Annotated in this window: 10 protein-coding genes; 1 reads left to right on the top strand and 9 read right to left on the bottom strand. The window is 50.8% G+C overall.

What is annotated here, in order from left to right; genetic code table 11:
• Positions 1 to 410 precede the first annotated feature (410 nt).
• The 8 genes from DYH27_RS07840 to polA all read right to left on the bottom strand — a co-directional run bounded on the left by DYH27_RS07840 (position 411) and on the right by polA (position 14,543).
• Positions 411 to 1,418, bottom strand: coding sequence for an acyltransferase family protein (locus DYH27_RS07840; protein WP_029216440.1), 1,008 nt, complete (start codon positions 1,416 to 1,418; stop codon positions 411 to 413).
• A complete protein-coding gene (locus DYH27_RS07835; protein WP_025067067.1) occupies positions 1,415 to 2,809 on the bottom strand; it encodes a hypothetical protein in 1,395 nt (464 codons plus the stop codon). The genes DYH27_RS07840 and DYH27_RS07835 overlap by 4 nt, the downstream gene beginning before the upstream one ends.
• Before the next feature lie 8 nt (positions 2,810 to 2,817).
• Complete coding sequence (porZ, locus tag DYH27_RS07830) at positions 2,818 to 4,842, bottom strand: type IX secretion system anionic LPS delivery protein PorZ (protein WP_025067068.1); 2,025 nt, start codon at positions 4,840 to 4,842, stop codon at positions 2,818 to 2,820.
• Positions 4,839 to 5,726, bottom strand: a complete 888-nt coding sequence (locus tag DYH27_RS07825) for a glycosyltransferase family 2 protein (RefSeq protein ID WP_025067069.1) — start codon at positions 5,724 to 5,726, stop codon at positions 4,839 to 4,841. Before DYH27_RS07825 ends, porZ begins: the two co-directional genes overlap by 4 nt.
• A 288-nt stretch (positions 5,727 to 6,014) precedes the next feature.
• The gene (locus tag DYH27_RS07820; RefSeq protein WP_025067070.1) at positions 6,015 to 6,599 is read right to left on the bottom strand and encodes a non-canonical purine NTP diphosphatase; all 585 of its coding nucleotides are present in this window, start codon (positions 6,597 to 6,599) and stop codon (positions 6,015 to 6,017) included.
• 169 nt (positions 6,600 to 6,768) lie between these two features.
• Positions 6,769 to 7,755 carry a YitT family protein gene (locus tag DYH27_RS07815; RefSeq protein ID WP_013670775.1) on the bottom strand — a complete coding sequence of 329 codons (987 nt, stop codon included), beginning with the start codon at positions 7,753 to 7,755 and terminating at the stop codon, positions 6,769 to 6,771.
• A 95-nt stretch (positions 7,756 to 7,850) separates the two neighbouring features.
• The gene (locus DYH27_RS07810) at positions 7,851 to 10,772 is read right to left on the bottom strand and encodes a leucine--tRNA ligase (protein WP_025067071.1); all 2,922 of its coding nucleotides are present in this window, start codon (positions 10,770 to 10,772) and stop codon (positions 7,851 to 7,853) included.
• 1,008 nt (positions 10,773 to 11,780) lie between these two features.
• Entirely contained in the window at positions 11,781 to 14,543 is a 2,763-nt protein-coding gene (gene polA / locus DYH27_RS07805; RefSeq protein WP_029216441.1) for a DNA polymerase I, read from the bottom strand.
• A gap of 93 nt (positions 14,544 to 14,636) precedes the next feature.
• Between polA and DYH27_RS07800 the strand changes: the two genes are divergently transcribed.
• Positions 14,637 to 15,617: a polyprenyl synthetase family protein gene (locus tag DYH27_RS07800; RefSeq protein WP_025067073.1), complete on the top strand. Its 981-nt coding sequence runs from the start codon at positions 14,637 to 14,639 to the stop codon at positions 15,615 to 15,617.
• Between the two features lie 877 nt (positions 15,618 to 16,494).
• On the opposite strand, the gene deoC is transcribed toward DYH27_RS07800, so the two are convergent.
• On the bottom strand, positions 16,495 to 17,442 hold the full coding sequence (deoC, locus tag DYH27_RS07795) for a deoxyribose-phosphate aldolase (protein ID WP_029216442.1): 948 nt from the start codon (positions 17,440 to 17,442) through the stop codon (positions 16,495 to 16,497).
• Between the last annotated feature and the right edge of the window lie 105 nt (positions 17,443 to 17,547).

Here is a 17,547-nt window from a genome sequence, read left to right as displayed (position 1 = left end):
AATTTTTTTTCTTCATGAAAAGAAATATTTCTTTTCACGTAAATAATTTCTTTTTCTCGTGAAGATAATTCTCTGTATGCGTTGTCGTACGATGCCGGACGACACTGTCCTCACACTCCGAAAGCAAGGTCGGGCAACTCTCCAGACGTTTGTTATGAATGCTGTCAAGACCTTATAAGTCCATGAAAGGAACTTGAATATGATTCGGAAGGACGGGGATTCCTGAGAAGAAGACAGCGTGTATAAATGGAAGAAGTACGTAGAAAAGCGACAGGAGAACGGCGTTGTCTCTGCAAAAAGAACTGTCTTTGCAGGACACTGGTTGACTCTACGGGGAAACGGGCATAGACTTCTTCCCTTGTTGACGGTTTTCCGGTTGCCCTCCACACTGAGGGCAGTCTGCGGTCCGGCTAAGAGAAATGAATGCCGGAAATCAATGCAGGAAGTCTTCCGATGCGGCTGTTACGGCAGCTGTAAAGTACTTTGTAAACGATAAGAGGTCCGTAAACGCCCGTCAGGATGGCGAGGAACTGGTAAAAGAGAGCATCGAGGTGGGAGAAATGGGTCAGTATCTGGAGGCACAAGGCCTGGAAGATACCGTGATAGAGATAGATGGTATAGGATGCGGGAGCGAGGTGGTTGAGGAAATAAGCCCCCTGTTTCGCATACAAGCGTGCCAGAGCAACCGACATGAGAATACCGTTCAAGGCAAGGAAAAAGTCTGTCAGAGGGGATGTACGTGCGTTTAGACCGGTGAATGACACCCCCAGCGTAAACAGGAAAACCAGAAAGTCTGTTTTCTCCTTGTCGAGAAAACGTGTCAGGCAGAATCTTGATGTAAAGTAGCCCAAGGCAAAATAGAAGGCGTAATGGACGGATCCGACAACATTGAAGAGCGTGTCGTGGGAGAAAGGAAGTAAGATGTCTGCCAGTGCGAGCAGGAAGAGCGACAGGCCGGAAACGGTGCGGGACGGTCCGTGCTTCATCCGCTGCGAAAGTGAAAGGAGCACTGCTGCAAAGACAAAGAGCAGAAACAGGGTAGGCAGGAACCAATAGGAGCCGTTGACATTGCGGTAAGGATAGATGAGCATGGCCGCATATTCGCCCCATCTGGCATGTATCGGGCGTACCATGAGCCGGGAAAGAAGAACTTTTGGAATGAAAAGCAGCGTGCTCAATGCAAAGTAGGGGAGCAGCAGGCGGCGTGCCTTCCGCAGGAGGAAGGTGCAGAGGCTGATGGTCTTTCCCTGTATGGAGAGGTGGAGCAGATAGCCCGATATGAAAAAGAAAAGCGGTATGTGGAACTGATAGATCCAGTCGACGACACGGCTTTCTGTCCGGAAGAAAGAGTGTCCGATGACTACCAGGAGGATGGCAAACACATGGAGGAAGGATATTTCGGCTATCTTCTGTTTCATCTGATGCGTTTTACTGTGTCGTCTTCTGCGTACCACACGCCGTCACAGCCAGCTTTCTCTGCCTTTGGAAGTAAGGACTCCAGCTGCTTTTTATCTGTTATTTCCTCGTTGAGAATGGTCTTTGGCCATTGGTAACCTGTCTGCTGCCTCACGGAATAACCCCATCCGAAGGCCTCGTAAGGAATGACCCAGAAAGAGGAATACTTTGTTTCGCCTTTCTCTAAATGTATCAGCATCACCTTGTTTACCGGCTGGCTGCACTGACTGACAAAGCTCCTTGCCATCCGTTCGCCCGTCTTTCCCGACAGCCAGGCGGCATAGCCGTGATGGAACAGGGTAAAGGCTGCGGCCAGCAGGTAGAGCGATGCCGAGACGATCAGTACCCGCTTGTTCTTGATCTGTTCGCAAAGCAGGGCAATCATCATCGCTGCAAAGGGCAGAACAGCATAGCAGTGCATCAATGTGAATACGGTCATCAGATTGACGAAAGCCCCGGCAAAGAAGGATAAAAGCAGTACTGTGAGCGGTTTCCGCCACCTGTAGGAGCGCAGCAGAAGCCATAGGAAAGGCAAGGGGAGCAGTCCTGTGACCACGACCACGGCAAGATGGCGGTGCTGGGGGTGGATGAGGCTGGCGTAATCGACGGGGTAGAGGGTCATTCCCAACAGCAGGCTGATGTTGCGCAGCAGCCGTTGCGCAGTGAACTCCATATAGACATTGTTCTCAAGATGGAAACTGTCGGTCAGCAGGAAACGGCAGACAAGATAGAGAACAAACGGCAGGAAGCCGCAGACAGCCTGTCTCATTGCGTGTCTGAAACTGGCTTTTCCGACGCTCCACACAAGGAACGGCGGGCAGACAAACCAGATGTAACCAGACTCTTTGGCAAAGACTGAAAGTAGAGCACACAGCAGCCACAGTATAAGTCTCCGGCATCCTGACAGGCTGATGTAGCTGTATAAGGCAAGAAGTCCCCATAGAAGCGAATAGACCTGGTTCAGTGAATCGATGTCCAGGACGGTTCCCAGCGTGCCTGACGACAGATAAAAGAAAATGACAGACAGGTTGCGAGACAGTCTGCCGACCTGGAACCATTGCAGAATCCGGCAGATCAGCAACGTGTTGAGGATATGTCCCAGCAGGATGAAAAGGTGGTTCAAGAGTGGGAAAAGCCGGTAATCAAGCCCGAGCAGATGCCCGAATAGCACGTCGAAAGGCCGCCAGTAATTGCCGTCGGGCAACAGACTCTGGATCGTCAGAGGCGTTGTCTGCGGTATGGTGTAATACGTCCAGTCGTCGAAGGTGGGCTGGAGCTGGCACAGCAACAGCAATGCCAGCGGAGCCGTCAGCAGTATCCAGAAAATCGGATTGCGCCTTATCCGTGCCTTCATAGCTTTCATCAATTCACGACGGCAACCTTGCAGACAGTGCCGTTGTCGCCGTTTTCGTCGGCAGACAGCACCATATAGATGCCCGATGCAACCCGTTTACCATTCTTGTCTTTGCCGTTCCAGACGAAAGTGCCGCCGTTGCTCGTGCCTTCGGCGACCAGAATGCCGTTGGTAGTGACAATCTTCACATCTGCATTCAAGGTAAGTCCGACAATGGTTATCGGCCCGGTATAACCGGGTTTCACCGGGTTGGGATAGGCGTACACCTTGTCGTTATCGGGCGAATCGGCTGCCTTCGTGGCATCGCCCATGTAGGAGCAGAGTCCTTTGTCTGTGGCGAAGAACACCTCTCCCGTGGCATCGTTGATGGAGATGGACTGCACGTTGTTGGACAGGAGATTGCTGTTCGACATGAGGAAATGCTGTACCTGCGTCATGTTGTCGGCACTGATGAGGTAGGCACCGTTGCCTTTCGTGCCGAACCACTTGCGTCCGCCGCCGTCTATGGCCATGGCCGTGATGTCGAGACCGGCGAGCAGATAGTCGGCAAGATTGCTTCCGTCGTTGCGCGGCACCTTGACCTGTACGAAGCGGTAGCCGTCCTTGTCGTTCATCTGCGAGCGTCGGAGCACCAGCGGGCCGGCTGTCGTCCCGGTCCAGATATTCCCTTCCATGTCCTCTGCCCAGCAGTGTACGGCGGTCAGTTCTATATTGTTTCCGTCGTCATTGACGAAGCGGGTGTAGGCGTTGAGTCTGTCGTTCTTCGGATCATAGGAGAACAGTCCCGGTTTGCGCCAGTCGTCATTGCAGAACCACAGCAGCCCTCGGCTGTCCTGTCGCATCTGTGAAAGGCTGGAAAGGCCCACGCCGTCTTTCATCAGTTCGGGCTTGCAGAAAGAGGTCATCTTCCCGTCTCTGGACAGCCGGATGAGGTTTTCTTTCTTCGTCTGGCTGTTGAGTACCCACAGGTTTCCGTCCCTGTCATAGGCCAGTCCGTTGACCAGAACATAGTTGTTGTCCAGTTCTTTCCCCCTGTCCATGGCGGCTTGCAGGATGCTGTTGTCCCTGTTGTAGAAGGAGACCATCCTGCCGGACTGAAACTCGTAGAGTCCTGTTCTCGCCCCTACATACACGTGCCCGCTGTTCTTCGGGTCGACGGCTACCGCCTTTGTTCCTCGGTAGAGATAGCCTGTACGGCTCGGGAAGTCGTCCTCGTAGATTTCCCATTCATCACCGTGCAGTACCTGCACGATGCCCGGGTTCTCCCAGTTGTCGGCAATCGGGTCGAAGTATCCGCCTGTCGTGTAAAGCCGGTTGTTATGGAAGTCAGTCCATATAAAGGTGTTGCGTTTTGGCCCGCCGGGTTTCAGTGTCTTGGCCTGCGCCAGCAGGTCGGCATCCATGGTATGGGGACGTGCCGCATAGCTGCCTGTATGTACCCAGTTGTTCCTGTCGAGGAGGTTGGCGGTCAGCAGGGCACGGTAAAGGCCGTTACTCTGGCTGGCAGCATAGATATAATTGCCTTCAATATAGCTGTAATTGACAGGGAAGGAGAGGTTATAGCTGTCGGTTATCTCTGCCTTGGCGACATTCAGCTTGACGAGTCCAAAGCCGGTGGACAGGTAACAGTCTGTACCTGACATATCAATGCCGTTGACGGTCTTGTCTACCGTCAGCATCTTCAGGTAGTAGTCGGGGACGTTCGTCACATTGCCCTTGTCGTCCAGCAGGTCGATGTTATAGTCGGAATAGACAATCACCAGGCGGCGTGCCGGCCTGTTCCATCCGATGAAACGGATGTCCATATCACTCAGTCCACTGGTCTTGTCGTAGGTCTGGATGCTCTTGTCGTTTTTGTTATAGGAGTAAAGGCTGCTGGAAGCAAGCACATACAGCTTGTTTCCTCCCTGTTCTACCCATTGTATGTTGCTGTAGGAAAGGTAGCTCTTCCACGTCCCCATGCCTTTGCCGGCGGCAGATACGGCAACTGTCAGCAGGAGAATAAGCGATAGGAAATATCTTTTTATGGTCATATCGTGTTCTTTGCGTAATGTAAATAATACAGGAGTTTATACACATTAAACCAGAAAACGCTCGGATTATTGCCTTGCAGATGCTTCTTTATAGGCTGTCCGGCAAGAGAATAAACCATGGAAAGCACGCCTTGCAGGTGTAATGCCCTAAGGCGGGCGGCCGTATCAAGCAGTCGGGAATAGTCTTTCAGCTGGTCGTGGAAGTTATACAGCGTGCGGAGAGACTCCTCTGTCTTATCCAGAAACGTACTGTTTGAATCGAAGAAATCAAATGTTATGAGATTGTCAATATGTGTGATGGGGATGTGAGCTTCGGCAAGTGACTTGCCGAAGAGCACGTCTTCATAGCCGTATCGGGTGAAACGTTCGTCAAAAGAGCGGTTCCTCATAACACTTTTATGTGCTAAGAAATTGGCCGTACTGAAGTGTTTCGTGGCATATTGCTGCCTGTTCTTCACCGTATTCTTCTGCTCATACGCCTTCTCATAACGGTATCTGAGGTTGTTTCTCCATACATCCGGATCGCCGCCAATCCTTATTCCGCCTACAACAACATCCTTGTTCCTCGCCTGTAGATAACGTCGGATAAAGTGTGGATTGTCCAATGTCAAATCGCCGTCAATGAAGAGCAGCCACTCTCCTTGGGCCTGGGAAACGAGGAAATTGCGTATCGCTGAACGCCCGACGTTCTGCCGTCTTGTGATGTAACGTACCCCTTCCAGCCTTTCAATGCGCAGGTTGTGCTCTATATAGCTTGCAACGGAAGAACCGTCGTCAGCCACGATGATTTCAAAGTCGGTACTGCTTTCTACGCACTGCCGCTGCAGCTCTGTGACCAGAGCTGCACAATTACAGTTGTAAACAGGGAGAAGAATTGACAACATATCACTTATTATGCAGTTTATATGCCTACGATAAGCATTGAACAACGGTTATTTCAAGTAAATATTGGGACTTGCAGGTGGTGCAGGAGGCCGTTCTCATCGAATTATCTTCATGTAAATAAGTATTTCTCTTCATGAATAGAAAAAATTCTTTTCACGTAAATAATTATTTCTTTTCACGTAAATAAATCGGCAATGGGCTATTTTCAAGAACAAAAGGACCTGTTTAACCTTTTTACTTTCTCACCCTTTTACCTTTCAAAGGGCCTGTTTTCCCTTTTTACTTTTTTACCCTTTTACCTTTCCCAGGTGTTCTGCCAGCTTCTTCACGGCTTTTGCCCGGTGAGAAATCTTGTTCTTCACCTCTTCTCCAAGCTCGGCAAAACTCTTGTCATAGCCCTCGGGGATGAAGATCGGGTCGTACCCGAATCCTTCCGAGCCGTGTTTCTCGGTTGCAATATGTCCGTCAACACGCCCTTCGAATTGATGTTCCACCCCGTCGATTATCAGTGAGATGACCGTGCGGAAACGTGCCGTCCGGTTCTCCACACCTGCCATCTTCGACAGCAGCTTACGCATATTCGCCTCGCTGTCGTGGTCGGTTCCTTCGGCATAGCGTGCCGAATGGACACCGGGTTCGCCGCCGAGCGCATCCACTTCAAGCCCTGTGTCGTCGGCAAAACAGTTCTGCCGGTAATGCTCAACGACATAGGTTGACTTCTGTCGGGCGTTCTCCTGCAGTGTCAGTCCTGTCTCGGGAATATCCTCATGACAGCCGATCTCGGCTAAAGAGACAATCTCGAAGTCTTTTCCAAGAATCTCCTTGATCTCTTCCAGTTTGTGCTTGTTGTTTGTTGCAAATACTATTTTCATGTTCATGAAACGTTTTTAAGCCCTGAAAAAGCCATACCTGAGTATCACAAGGCCTGTTCTATACAACAGGGACACACAACCCATGTTTCCGCAAAGGCTTGCTGCCGGCGGTCACACGAGTCATGTGTCCCTGTAGCTACGCTGTCTGGAACACAGCTTTCCAGCGTTTCTATTTCTTTTCATCCGCAGCGGTTTCCCTGGCCTGAGCCAATTTCTTTTCCTGCTTTCTCTTCTCCTTCTTCGCCTTGATTTTTATCTGGTCGAAGCCTTCGCCATAGACGCCGATGACGGAACTCTGGCTGACGAAGGCCGTCGGGTCGACCATCTTGATGAGCCGGAAGATGGTCTTGCTCTCGTTGCGCTTTGCCAGCAGACAGATGACCTTCATGTCGTTGCCTGTGTACCAGCCATGTCCGTCGAGAATGGTCAGGGCGTGTTCCGTCTCGTCGACGATGGCTTTGGCGATTTCCTCATGCTTCCAGGAGAAGATCATGAACTGCACCGATTCGCGTCGCATATTCATCACGTGGTCCAGCATGAAGCACTCGATGAACATCGTACAGTAGCCGAACACCATCTTGTGCAGCCGTTCGATGACATCTCCGAACTGCGGGAAGAACAGACAGCTGCCTACGATCAGAATGTCGACGCCCATCAAGACCTGCCCCAGGGAAAAGTCACGGTACTTGTTGACGCAGGCTGCAATGATGTCCGTACCGCCCGTGCTGCCGTTGTTCAGGAAGACGATGGCCAGACCGGTACCGGTCAGGCTGCAGCCGATGATCAGCGACATGAAGTCCTGTCCCTCGCCGAGCACCTTGACGAAATGTCCCTGTGCATCGACAGGCATGAGCTCCTGTGCAAACTTCAGCATGAAATAAAGGGCAAAGATGGCGTAGATGGTCTTCATCATGAACTTGAATCCCAGTATCTTCAGTGCGACCACCAGCAGGGAGATATTGATGATCATGTAGGTGTTTTCAATCTTGAAGCCTGTGGCATAGTAGATGATGGCCGACATACCTGTCACGCCGCCTGTCACAATCTCATAGGGGAGGAGGAAGACGGTAAAGGCCGCAGCGTAGATCAGCAGGCCTACGGTCAGGAAGAAGTAGTCTTTGGACTCGGAACGGATGAGTTGTTGATCAATAGTCATAGGTCTTTCCTTTATGGTAAAGGGAGGCGTATCAGCATGATGGCGGTTCTGTCTCCTGTCACTCCGATACAGCCTCCTGTTGTTGCTACGAATGGTTACTTGCAGACGATGTTGATGATTTTCTTCGGCACGACAATGACCTTTACGATAGTCTTGCCGTCGATGTAATGCTTGCTCCGCTCGTCGGCCAGAGCCGTCTTCTCGATGTCTTCCCGTGCGGCATCAGCCGGGAAGGTCATCTGGAAGCGTGCCTTGCCGTTGAAGGAGACGGTAAGCTGCACCTCGTTCTCCACGAGGTAAGCCTCGTCCCACGCCGGCCATGCGGCATCGCAGACACTCTTCGTCTCGCCGCCCAGCTGCTCCCACAGCTCTTCGGCCATGTGGGGTGCGAACGGTGCGATGAGGACGATCATCTTCTTCAGCAGTTCACGGCTGGCACACTTCTGCTGTCCGAGTTCGTTCACGCAGATCATGAAAGCCGAGATGGCCGTGTTGTAAGAGAACTGTTCGATGTCGCCGGTCACTTTCTTGATGAGCCTGTGGACGCTCTTGAGCGACTCCTTTGACGGTTCTCCGTCATCGAGTTCCTGCTGGTAGAGCTTCCAGAACTTCTTGAGGAAGCGGAAACAGCCGTCGATGCCGTTCGTGTCCCAGGGCTTGCTTGCCTCTACCGGACCGAGGAACATCTCGTACAGACGCAGCGTGTCGGCACCGTACTGCTCGACGATGTCGTCCGGATTGACGACGTTGAACATGGACTTTGACATCTTCTCGATAGCCCATCCGCACTTGTAGACGGCAGCTGGAGTGGGGCGGTCGGTGGAGGCTTCCGTTGACTGGGCGCCGTCCTCGAAGATGAATTCGGCGTTGTGGTACTCCGGACGCCATGCCTTGAAAGCTGCAATATCCAGTACGTCGGCATGGACGATGTTCACATCGACGTGGATGGGGGTGGTATCATACTTGTCTTTCTGTCCCAGGCTGACGAAGACGGGGGCCTTGGAATGGTCGTCAGAATTGACACGGTAGACGAAGTTGGAGCGTCCCTGAATCATTCCCTGGTTGACCAGCTTCTCGTAGGGTTCTTCCTTGCAGCTGCAACCGAGGTCGTAGAGGAACTTGTTCCAGAAACGGCTGTAAATCAGGTGACCGGTCGCATGCTCCGTACCGCCGACATAGAGGTCGACATTCTGCCAGTATTCATCGGCTTTCCGGCCCACGAGTGCCTCGTCATTGTGCGGATCCATGTAACGGAGATAATAGGCTGAACTGCCTGCAAAGCCCGGCATCGTGTTCAGCTCCAGGGGGAAGACCGTGCTGCCGTCAACCAGTGACTTGTCGACGACCTTGCGCTCTGCTTCGTTCCATGCCCACACCTTCGCGCGGCCCAATGGAGGCTCACCGGTCTCCGTAGGTTCGTACTTGTCAATCTCCGGCAGCTTCAGCGGCAGGCACTCCTCGGGCACCATGTAGGGCATTCCCTGCTTGTAGTAGACGGGGAACGGTTCGCCCCAGTAACGCTGGCGGGAGAAGATGGCATCGCGCAGCCGGTAGTTAATCTTCACACGGCCGATGCCTTTCTCGGTGACAAACTGCTTCGTACGGGCTATTGCCTCTTTGACGGTCAGTCCGTTCAGTGAGAAGCCGTCCAGACTCTCTTTGCCTGCTGCAGGGGAGTTGGTCACGATGCCTTCCTTTGCATCGAAACTCTCCTCCGATACATCAGCACCCTCAATCAGCGGGATAATCGGCAGGCCCAAATACTTGGCAAAGGCATAGTCGCGGCTGTCGTGGGCCGGTACGGCCATGATGGCCCCTGTGCCGTAGCCTGCCAGGACATATTCTGAAATACAAATGGGAATCTGCTCGCCGGTGAACGGGTTGATGGCGTAAGAACCCGAGAAGACACCTGTCACCTTGCGGTCGGACATACGTTCCAGCTCCGTGCGCTTCTTCACATAGGCCAGATACTGTTCCACTTCGGCCTTCTGCTCGTCTGATGTCAGTTCGCTGACAAGCTCCGATTCCGGTGCAAGCACCATGAAAGAAACGCCGAACATGGTGTCTGCACGGGTTGTGAAGATGGTGAAATGTCCTTCATGCATATCGTCTCCATTGCCTTGAGAGGCGTGCCTGGGGGTGAGGCTCTTGAACTCCACTTCCGTTCCTTCAGAGCGTCCTATCCAGTTCTTCTGTGTCTCCTTGATGGAGTCGGACCAGTCGATCTTTTCCAGTCCGTCCAGCAGTCGCTGCGCATAGGCCGATACACGGAGACACCACTGCTTCATCAGTTTCTGTACGACAGGGTAGCCCCCGCGCTCGCTCACACCATTGACCACCTCGTCGTTGGCCAGCACTGTGCCGAGCCCCGGACACCAGTTCACCATCGTCTCACCCAGATAGGCAATGCGGTAGTTCATCAGCGTCTTCTGCTGCTCCTGCTCGTCCATGCTCTTCCAGTCGTTGGCCGAGAACATCAGCTCTTCGCTCTGTGCTGCATGGAGTTCGAGTGTCCCTTCTTCCTCGAAGTGGCGGATCAGTTCTGTGATGGGCAGCGCTTTCTGCCGTGTGTAGTCATAATAGGAATTGAACATCCGCTCGAATGCCCACTGCGTCCAGTGGTAATAATGCGGATCGCACGTCCGTACCTCTCGGTCCCAGTCGAACGAGAAGCCGATCTTGTCCAGCTGTTCCCGGTAACGGGCAATGTTTTTCTTTGTAGTGACTTCAGGGTGCTGCCCCGTCTGAATGGCATACTGCTCGGCCGGGAGTCCATAGGCATCATACCCCATAGGGTTCAGGACGTTGAAGCCTTTGAGCCGTTTGTAGCGGGCATAGATGTCGCTTGCAATGTATCCCAGCGGGTGTCCGACGTGCAGTCCTGCCCCCGAAGGGTAGGGGAACATATTGAGTACGTAGAACTTCTGCTTGTTCTCGTCTTCAACAACTCTGTAGGTCTTGTCTTCAACCCACTTCCGCTGCCATTTCTTCTCGATGTCTCTGAAGTTGTATTCCATTCTCGTTTCTTATTATAACTGATGTGCAAATTTACAAAAAGTTTCCGTAAACCGCTTCGTTTCTGTTGGATTTATAAACTGGAAACAAGGCAGAAAGCGGGAGCTTGCTGGTGGCTTTCCGAGATGAGGTCTGCCTGATCATTCATGGGAATGATATAGGAACAACAGTGGGTGTTTTGTAAAATAGATTATTTTAGTATATTTGTTAGATTGTTTTGCCGCCTGTCGCAGACTTCGTACCGTCCCTTTACAGGATGCCTTCCTGTTGTTTGCGTAGTGGGGGACAGCGGATAGTCATGTTACAAGATACGTTTCTATGACTGCTGTCCGGTAAACTTTAGCCGTCATAGCTCTCTATGCGTAAATTCCATTTAACAGGCGATTCGTCATTGTTTGGGGAATGGCAGTCTCTTATTTCGTCTGCTGGCTTAGGCTGCCCTTTGGTAGAAAAACGCTTCTTTCACGACAGGTCGCTCTCTTTCCGACGGCATATTGTATGCGTGCGAACGCCCGACACGACTGGTGTTCACCTCCGGCACCATTGGTGACGGGCATCGGCACGCTGGCGGGAGGCGGTGGCCCGGTCCGTTCTTGTCAACATGATACATACAAGCAGGAGGCGGGTGTCAGACCTGTACAGTAAATGTTTACCGGACAGCAATACTTTCTGCCGTCTTTATTGGCAGAATGAAAGCTGGAAAGAAAATCCCTTCGCCTGTCCGAATAGCGGATGTCTTATCGGCAGGCGAAGGGATTCGAGGGCTTGAAAGAGCCGGTGTCTTTGAAAATAACAACCTGTTTCCGTTACAGGATTCTGCCCTTTCTTTTGCGATGAGGCAGCCGGATTTCTGATATTTATTTTCTATTTATAGTCTATAAATAGTTTTATTGTAGCTTATAAATAAGATTCCTCCCATTCTTTTCATGTTCCTTGCAAAGGTCTCCGGGCTTCGTCGGTTTGGTCTTTTCCGAAGCTTTGATGGAGGATTTTCCGATGCTGTAAGCTGTTTAATGTGCCTCCAGCCAGTTGCTGCCCCATCCGGCATCGGCTGTCAGCGGAACGTTCAGTTGGCAGGCGTTCTGCATTTCTTCGATGACAATCCGTTCCACCTGTTCTCGCTCTTCCGGGTAGACCGAGAAGTTAAGCTCGTCGTGTACCTGCAGAATCATTTTCGAGCGGATACCTTCCTCCTTGAACCGTTTCCAGATGCGGACCATCGCCACTTTGATGATGTCGGCCTCTGTTCCCTGTATCGGCGCATTGATGGCATTCCGTTCTGCGAAGCCGCGTACGGTGGCGTTGCGGCTGTTGATGTCGGGCAGGTAACGTCGGCGATGGAAAAGTGTCTCGGCATATCCTTTGGCTCTTGCCGTCTCTTTCGCCTGTTCCATGTAGGCTTTCACCTTCGGGAAAGTGTGGAAATAGTCCTGTATCAGCTCTCTCGCCTCGCTGTTCGGAATGCCCATGCGCTGGGCAAGGCCATAGGTCGTAATGCCGTATATGATGCCGAAATTGGCCTGTTTGGCCTTTTTCCGCTGGGCATCCGTCACCTTGTCGATGTCTTCATGCCATATCTTCGCCGCTGTTGCACGGTGGATGTCGTGTCCTTCGCGGAATGCCTCCATCATGTTCTCGTCGCCTGACAGATGTGCCATGATGCGCAGCTCTATCTGACTGTAGTCTGCTGAAAAGAACAGACAGCCGTCTTCCGGTATGAAGCACTTGCGTATCTCCTTGCCGTCATCGGTGCGCACAGGGATGTTCTGCAGGTTAGGGTCGCTGGAGGAGAGACGGCCGGTTGCAGTCTGTGCCTGATTGAACGACGTGTGAATATGCCCTGTCCGTGGGTTGATCAGCTTCGGGAGCGCATCGATATAGGTGCTGAGCAGCTTTTTCATCCCTCTGTAATTGACGATGTTACGTACGACAGGATGTTTGGCTTCAAGGCTTTGCAGGACTTCTTCACTCGTGACGTATTGTCCTGTCTTGGTCTTCTTGGGTTTGTCCATGATCTGCAGCTTGCCGAAGAGGATGTCGCCTACTTGTTTCGGACTTCCGATGTTGAATGTCTCACCGGCTTCCTTGTATATTTCCTGTTCATACTGCTTCATGCGGTCGGTGAATATTCTTGACGTTTCCTGCAGGGCTTCCGTATCCAGGCAGACACCGTTCAGTTCCATGTCAGCAAGTACCCGGACGAGCGGCATCTCGATGTTCCAGAAGAGTTCTTCCAAGCCCAGTTCTTTCAGGCGTGGTTCGAGTAGGTGCTTCAGGCGCAAGGTGATGTCGGCATCCTCTGCTGCATATTCACAGATGTCAGTAGGAGAGAGGTCGCGCATATTCTTCTGCTTTTTCCCTTTCGGACCGATCAGCTCTTCAATGTGGATGGTCCGGTAGCCGAGCAGCGTTTCTGCCATATAGTCCATGTTGTGATGGAGTTCCGGCTGGATGAGATAATGGGCTATCATCGTGTCGAACATCTCCCCCTGGAGTGTCACCCCATAGTTGTTAAGTACCTCGTAGTCGTATTTGATGTTCTGGCCGATTTTCAGGATCTTGTCGTTCTCATACAAGGGTTTGAATATCCGAATATATTTTAATGCCTCTTCACGGTTGGCGGGAAGAGGCACATAAAACGCCTTGTTTTCTTCGACAGAGAAGCTCAGACCTACCAACTCGGCCCTGATCGCATCGGTAGAAGTGGTCTCCGTGTCTATACTGACAAATTCTTTTGTCATAAAAAAGTCACAAAGCCGGTCCATTTCTTCCTCATTGTCAATGAGTTTATATTCATGTGGCACCGTTTTATGGGTTTCATAATTCGTTTTTTCCGGTTCTTCCTGTCCATTGGGTGTGTTTACGGAAAAGAGATCGAGCTGTGTTTTTACATTTTTCGGTTTTAATTCACTTTTATTAAGAAGTTTGTTGGCAAGTGTCTTGAACTCCAGTTCTTCGAAGATTCTGCGTAATTTGACTTCATCGGGCTGCTCTACCTTCAGTTCATCCAGACTAAGCTGTAGCGGAACATCAGTACGGATGGTTGCGAGTAACTTTGACATTTTTATGTCTTCGACAGCATTCTCGATTTTGTCGCGCAGCTTTCCTTTGATTTCATCTGTGTGCCGGAGCAGGTTGTCGATGGAGCCGAACTGGTTGATCAGTTTAGCAGCTGTTTTCTCTCCCACACCCGGACAGCCTGGGAAATTGTCTGCCGAGTCACCCATCAGTGCCAGAAGGTCGATTACCTGGGCTGGGGTAGGAATGCCATACTTCGATTCCACTTCTTTTTCACCCAGCGTCTCATAGCCGCCTCCATGACGTGGACGGAACATAAAGACCCTCGGCCCGATCAGCTGCCCGTAGTCTTTGTCCGGGGTAAGCATGAAAGTATCGATTCCATCGGTGCCGAACCGGGTGGCAACGGTTCCGATGACATCGTCGGCTTCGAAGCCGTCTACCTGCAGAATAGGGATGCGCATCGCCTCGAGAATCTGCTTGATGATGGGAACTGACTGTCTGATGTCTTCCGGCGTTTCCTCGCGCTGTGCCTTGTAGGCCGGGAAAACTTCGTGGCGGAAGGTCTTTCCATGGTCGAAAGCTACGCCGATATGTGTAGGGTGCTCCTTTGTCAGCACTTCGTTCAAGGTATTGCAGAATCCCATGATGGCCGAAGTGTTCAGTCCTTTGGAATTGATGCGGGGAGTCCTGAGGAATGCGTAATACGAACGATAGATGAGTGCGTATGCGTCGAGGAGGAAGAGTTTTGCCATAAGTAATTATTCTGTTTTCAGCCGTAAAATTACTAAATTTCTTCCATAATCTCCGATAAAATGAGTAAATTTGTATCAAATTTCAGATTAATAATGGATACCCTTTCTCTAATAAAACGGCCGATTGAGGCGGAACTGGACGATTTCATCGACCTTTTTAATCATGCTCTCGACCACGAAGACGGTTTGTTGCAGACGGTTTTGAACCATATCCGCCAGCGGGCCGGCAAACGGATGCGCCCCATCCTTATCCTCCTGATAGCAAAGAACTTTGGTAAGGTTTCTGAAGCAACACAGCACGCTGCTGTGGGACTGGAGCTTTTGCATACGGCTTCACTTGTTCACGATGATGTCGTTGATGAGTCTGCTGAGCGGAGAGGGCAGGCGAGTGTCAATGCCGACTACGACAACAAGGTGGCCGTCCTGGTGGGTGATTATGTGCTCTCAACGGCCTTGCTGTATGTTAGTCACACACATTCTGAGGCTATTGTCCGCAGATTGGCGGGGTTGGGGCAGACATTGAGTGATGGAGAGATTCTGCAACTGTCGAATATCCAGCGTAAAGATATCACGGAAGAAGCTTATTACAGGATAATCGAACGCAAGACCGCCGCACTTTTTGAAGCGTGTGCTGCGATCGGGGCAGTGTCTGCCGGTGCCTCTGAAGAGGAAGTGGATGCGGCAAGATGTTTCGGAAAGAATCTCGGAATTGTGTTCCAGATTCGCGATGACATCTTCGACTATTATGACTCTGAAACGAATATCGGCAAGCCTACAGGGAATGACCTGGCAGAGGGAAAGCTCACGCTTCCTGTTATTTATGCGTTGAATTCGGCAAAAAATGACGAGATGCTTGCTTTGGCGAATAAGGTAAAGGCGCACGAGGTGACACGTGAAGAAATCGGCAGACTGGTTGCTTTTGCCAAGGAGAGTGGGGGAATAGAATATGCAGAACGCCGTATGTGGGATTTCCATGCTGAAGCACAGACTTTCCTTGACAAATATGTGAAGGATGAAAGCATCCGCACTTCGCTCCAGACTTATCTTGATTATGTAATTAAAAGGGAGAAATGACTGCCGGCCGGTGTGCTGATTGAAGTGTTTTTTTCTATTTTGCCAGTTTTCCCCTGTCGGTATCTGTAACGGCAGGGTCGGGCTATCTTCATGGTGATTTCCCTTGCCATGAAGTTTTTTTTGATTTTTCCAGGCAGTTGTGTATTTTCCGCTTCTTCCCATTCCGGGCAGTATTCTGGAGCTGTAGGGTATAGTGCAATCTTGTTTACGAAACTGGTAAGCCTGTTCTCTTGTAACTTATTGTCCTCTCTCAAGGAGTGGGATAGAAGTGCATAAGAGGCTTGTTTTGTCGTAATATTTTATCTTTCAAGTCCTGCCGGTGCCTGATCGCCGTTCATTCAAGCCTTAATTGGCTCTCAATAGGTGCTTTGTTGATGGCTAAGTAAGGCTTGATAGAGGTCTAACTAAGCATCTCTTGTTACCGCATATCGTAACTTATTGATTCGTAGCTTGTTAAGCATGACATCTTTTGGGGCTTTATCTTGTTTCCAAGGGATTCTGACGATACTTTTTGTAATGATTTTTCAGAATTGTAAGTATTGGCAGTGGATAGGTCGATAATAGATGGTCCGCAGTGGGAAGTGTGTTTTGGACTATGTCTTATAGGTGTTGGGATGGACTTTGGATAGGAATTCCCGATCGGTTGTGTAAGCTGTAAATTTATTGTATAGTCTATATATATAGTAATTATAGATTATTTTGTTTGTTTTTTCCCTCGAGTGTAGTTTGATTTTCCTTCAAGTACGTATTCATTTTATTTCTATTGGCAGATATAATTCAGGGGCACACGAAGCCGTGTGCCCCTGTCGGGTTGATTTTGCTCTGCACAATATGTGCTGGCGGTTGAACGGAATGCTGTGTTTGAGGATAAAGAGGTTTAGAAGAACTTGGTCTCAGTGCCTGTAATCTCGCTCAGCAGGAGGTTTGTAAGACGGCTGGTGCCCATCCGGAACCAGTAGTTGGTGAGCCATTTTTCGCCGAGTACCTCTTTGACAATGGTGTAGTAAATCACGGCATCCATCACGGTATTGATTCCGCCGGCTGGTTTCAGACCGATCTGAATGCCTGTCTTGTCGTAGTATTCCTTGATGGCCTGGCAGAGGATGTAGACAGACTCGGGGGTCGCACTGACCTTCTCTTTTCCCGTACTTGTCTTCAGATAGTCGGCGCCGGCGTACATGGCGAGAAGGGAAGCGGTCTTGATGTCACGGGCATTACGGAGGTCGCCCGTCTCAAGAATCACCTTCATGGGCACGTCGCCGCACGTTTGTTTTATCTCGCTGATGGTGTCGCATACGCCCTCGTAATCGCCTGACAGGAATTTCCCTACGGGCATGACGATGTCGATGTTAGTTGCCCCGTCCTTGATGGCCAGTGCTGTCTCGATGGTTTTTACTTCTAAGAAGGTCTGCGAAGAAGGGAAGTTGCCGGTTACGTTGGTGATTTCGACACCGTCTACTTCAAGACTGTCGGCCATCAGCTTCGTGAAACAGGGGTAGGCACAGACGGCTGCAACGTGCGGGAGGTCCGGGTATTCGCTGTCGAACCTGTTCACCTTCTCTATCATTGCGAGGACCTTCTCTTCGGTGTCTGATGTGCTGAGGGTGGTCAGCTCGACACTGCCCAGCAGGAATTTTTTCACTTCGAGATTGTCGTTCTCTGAAACTTTCTCTGCAATGATTTTGGTTACTGCAGCCTTTACTTCCTCATCAGTGATGTTGAGGTCGTACTGTTCCAGAGCCTGCTCATACTTGCTTTTTTCTACGATTCCATCGGCTTTCTGTGCCTGGATGTCTTTTGTTACTGTGTCTTTGATTGTTCCCATGATTTGTTTTAATTATATTTGTTGTTCTCTGTTCCTCAGGGTGAAGGCAGAGGATGGTGCTGGGACAGCTTCCCTTTTGGGATGCAGAAGGATGGAGGAATGTTG

Source organism: Prevotella denticola (genome assembly GCF_900454835.1).
Classification (GTDB): Bacteria; Bacteroidota; Bacteroidia; order Bacteroidales; family Bacteroidaceae; genus Prevotella; species Prevotella denticola.
Note: the sequence above shows the minus strand (reverse complement) of the source record. Positions and strands in the feature narration are given on the sequence as shown.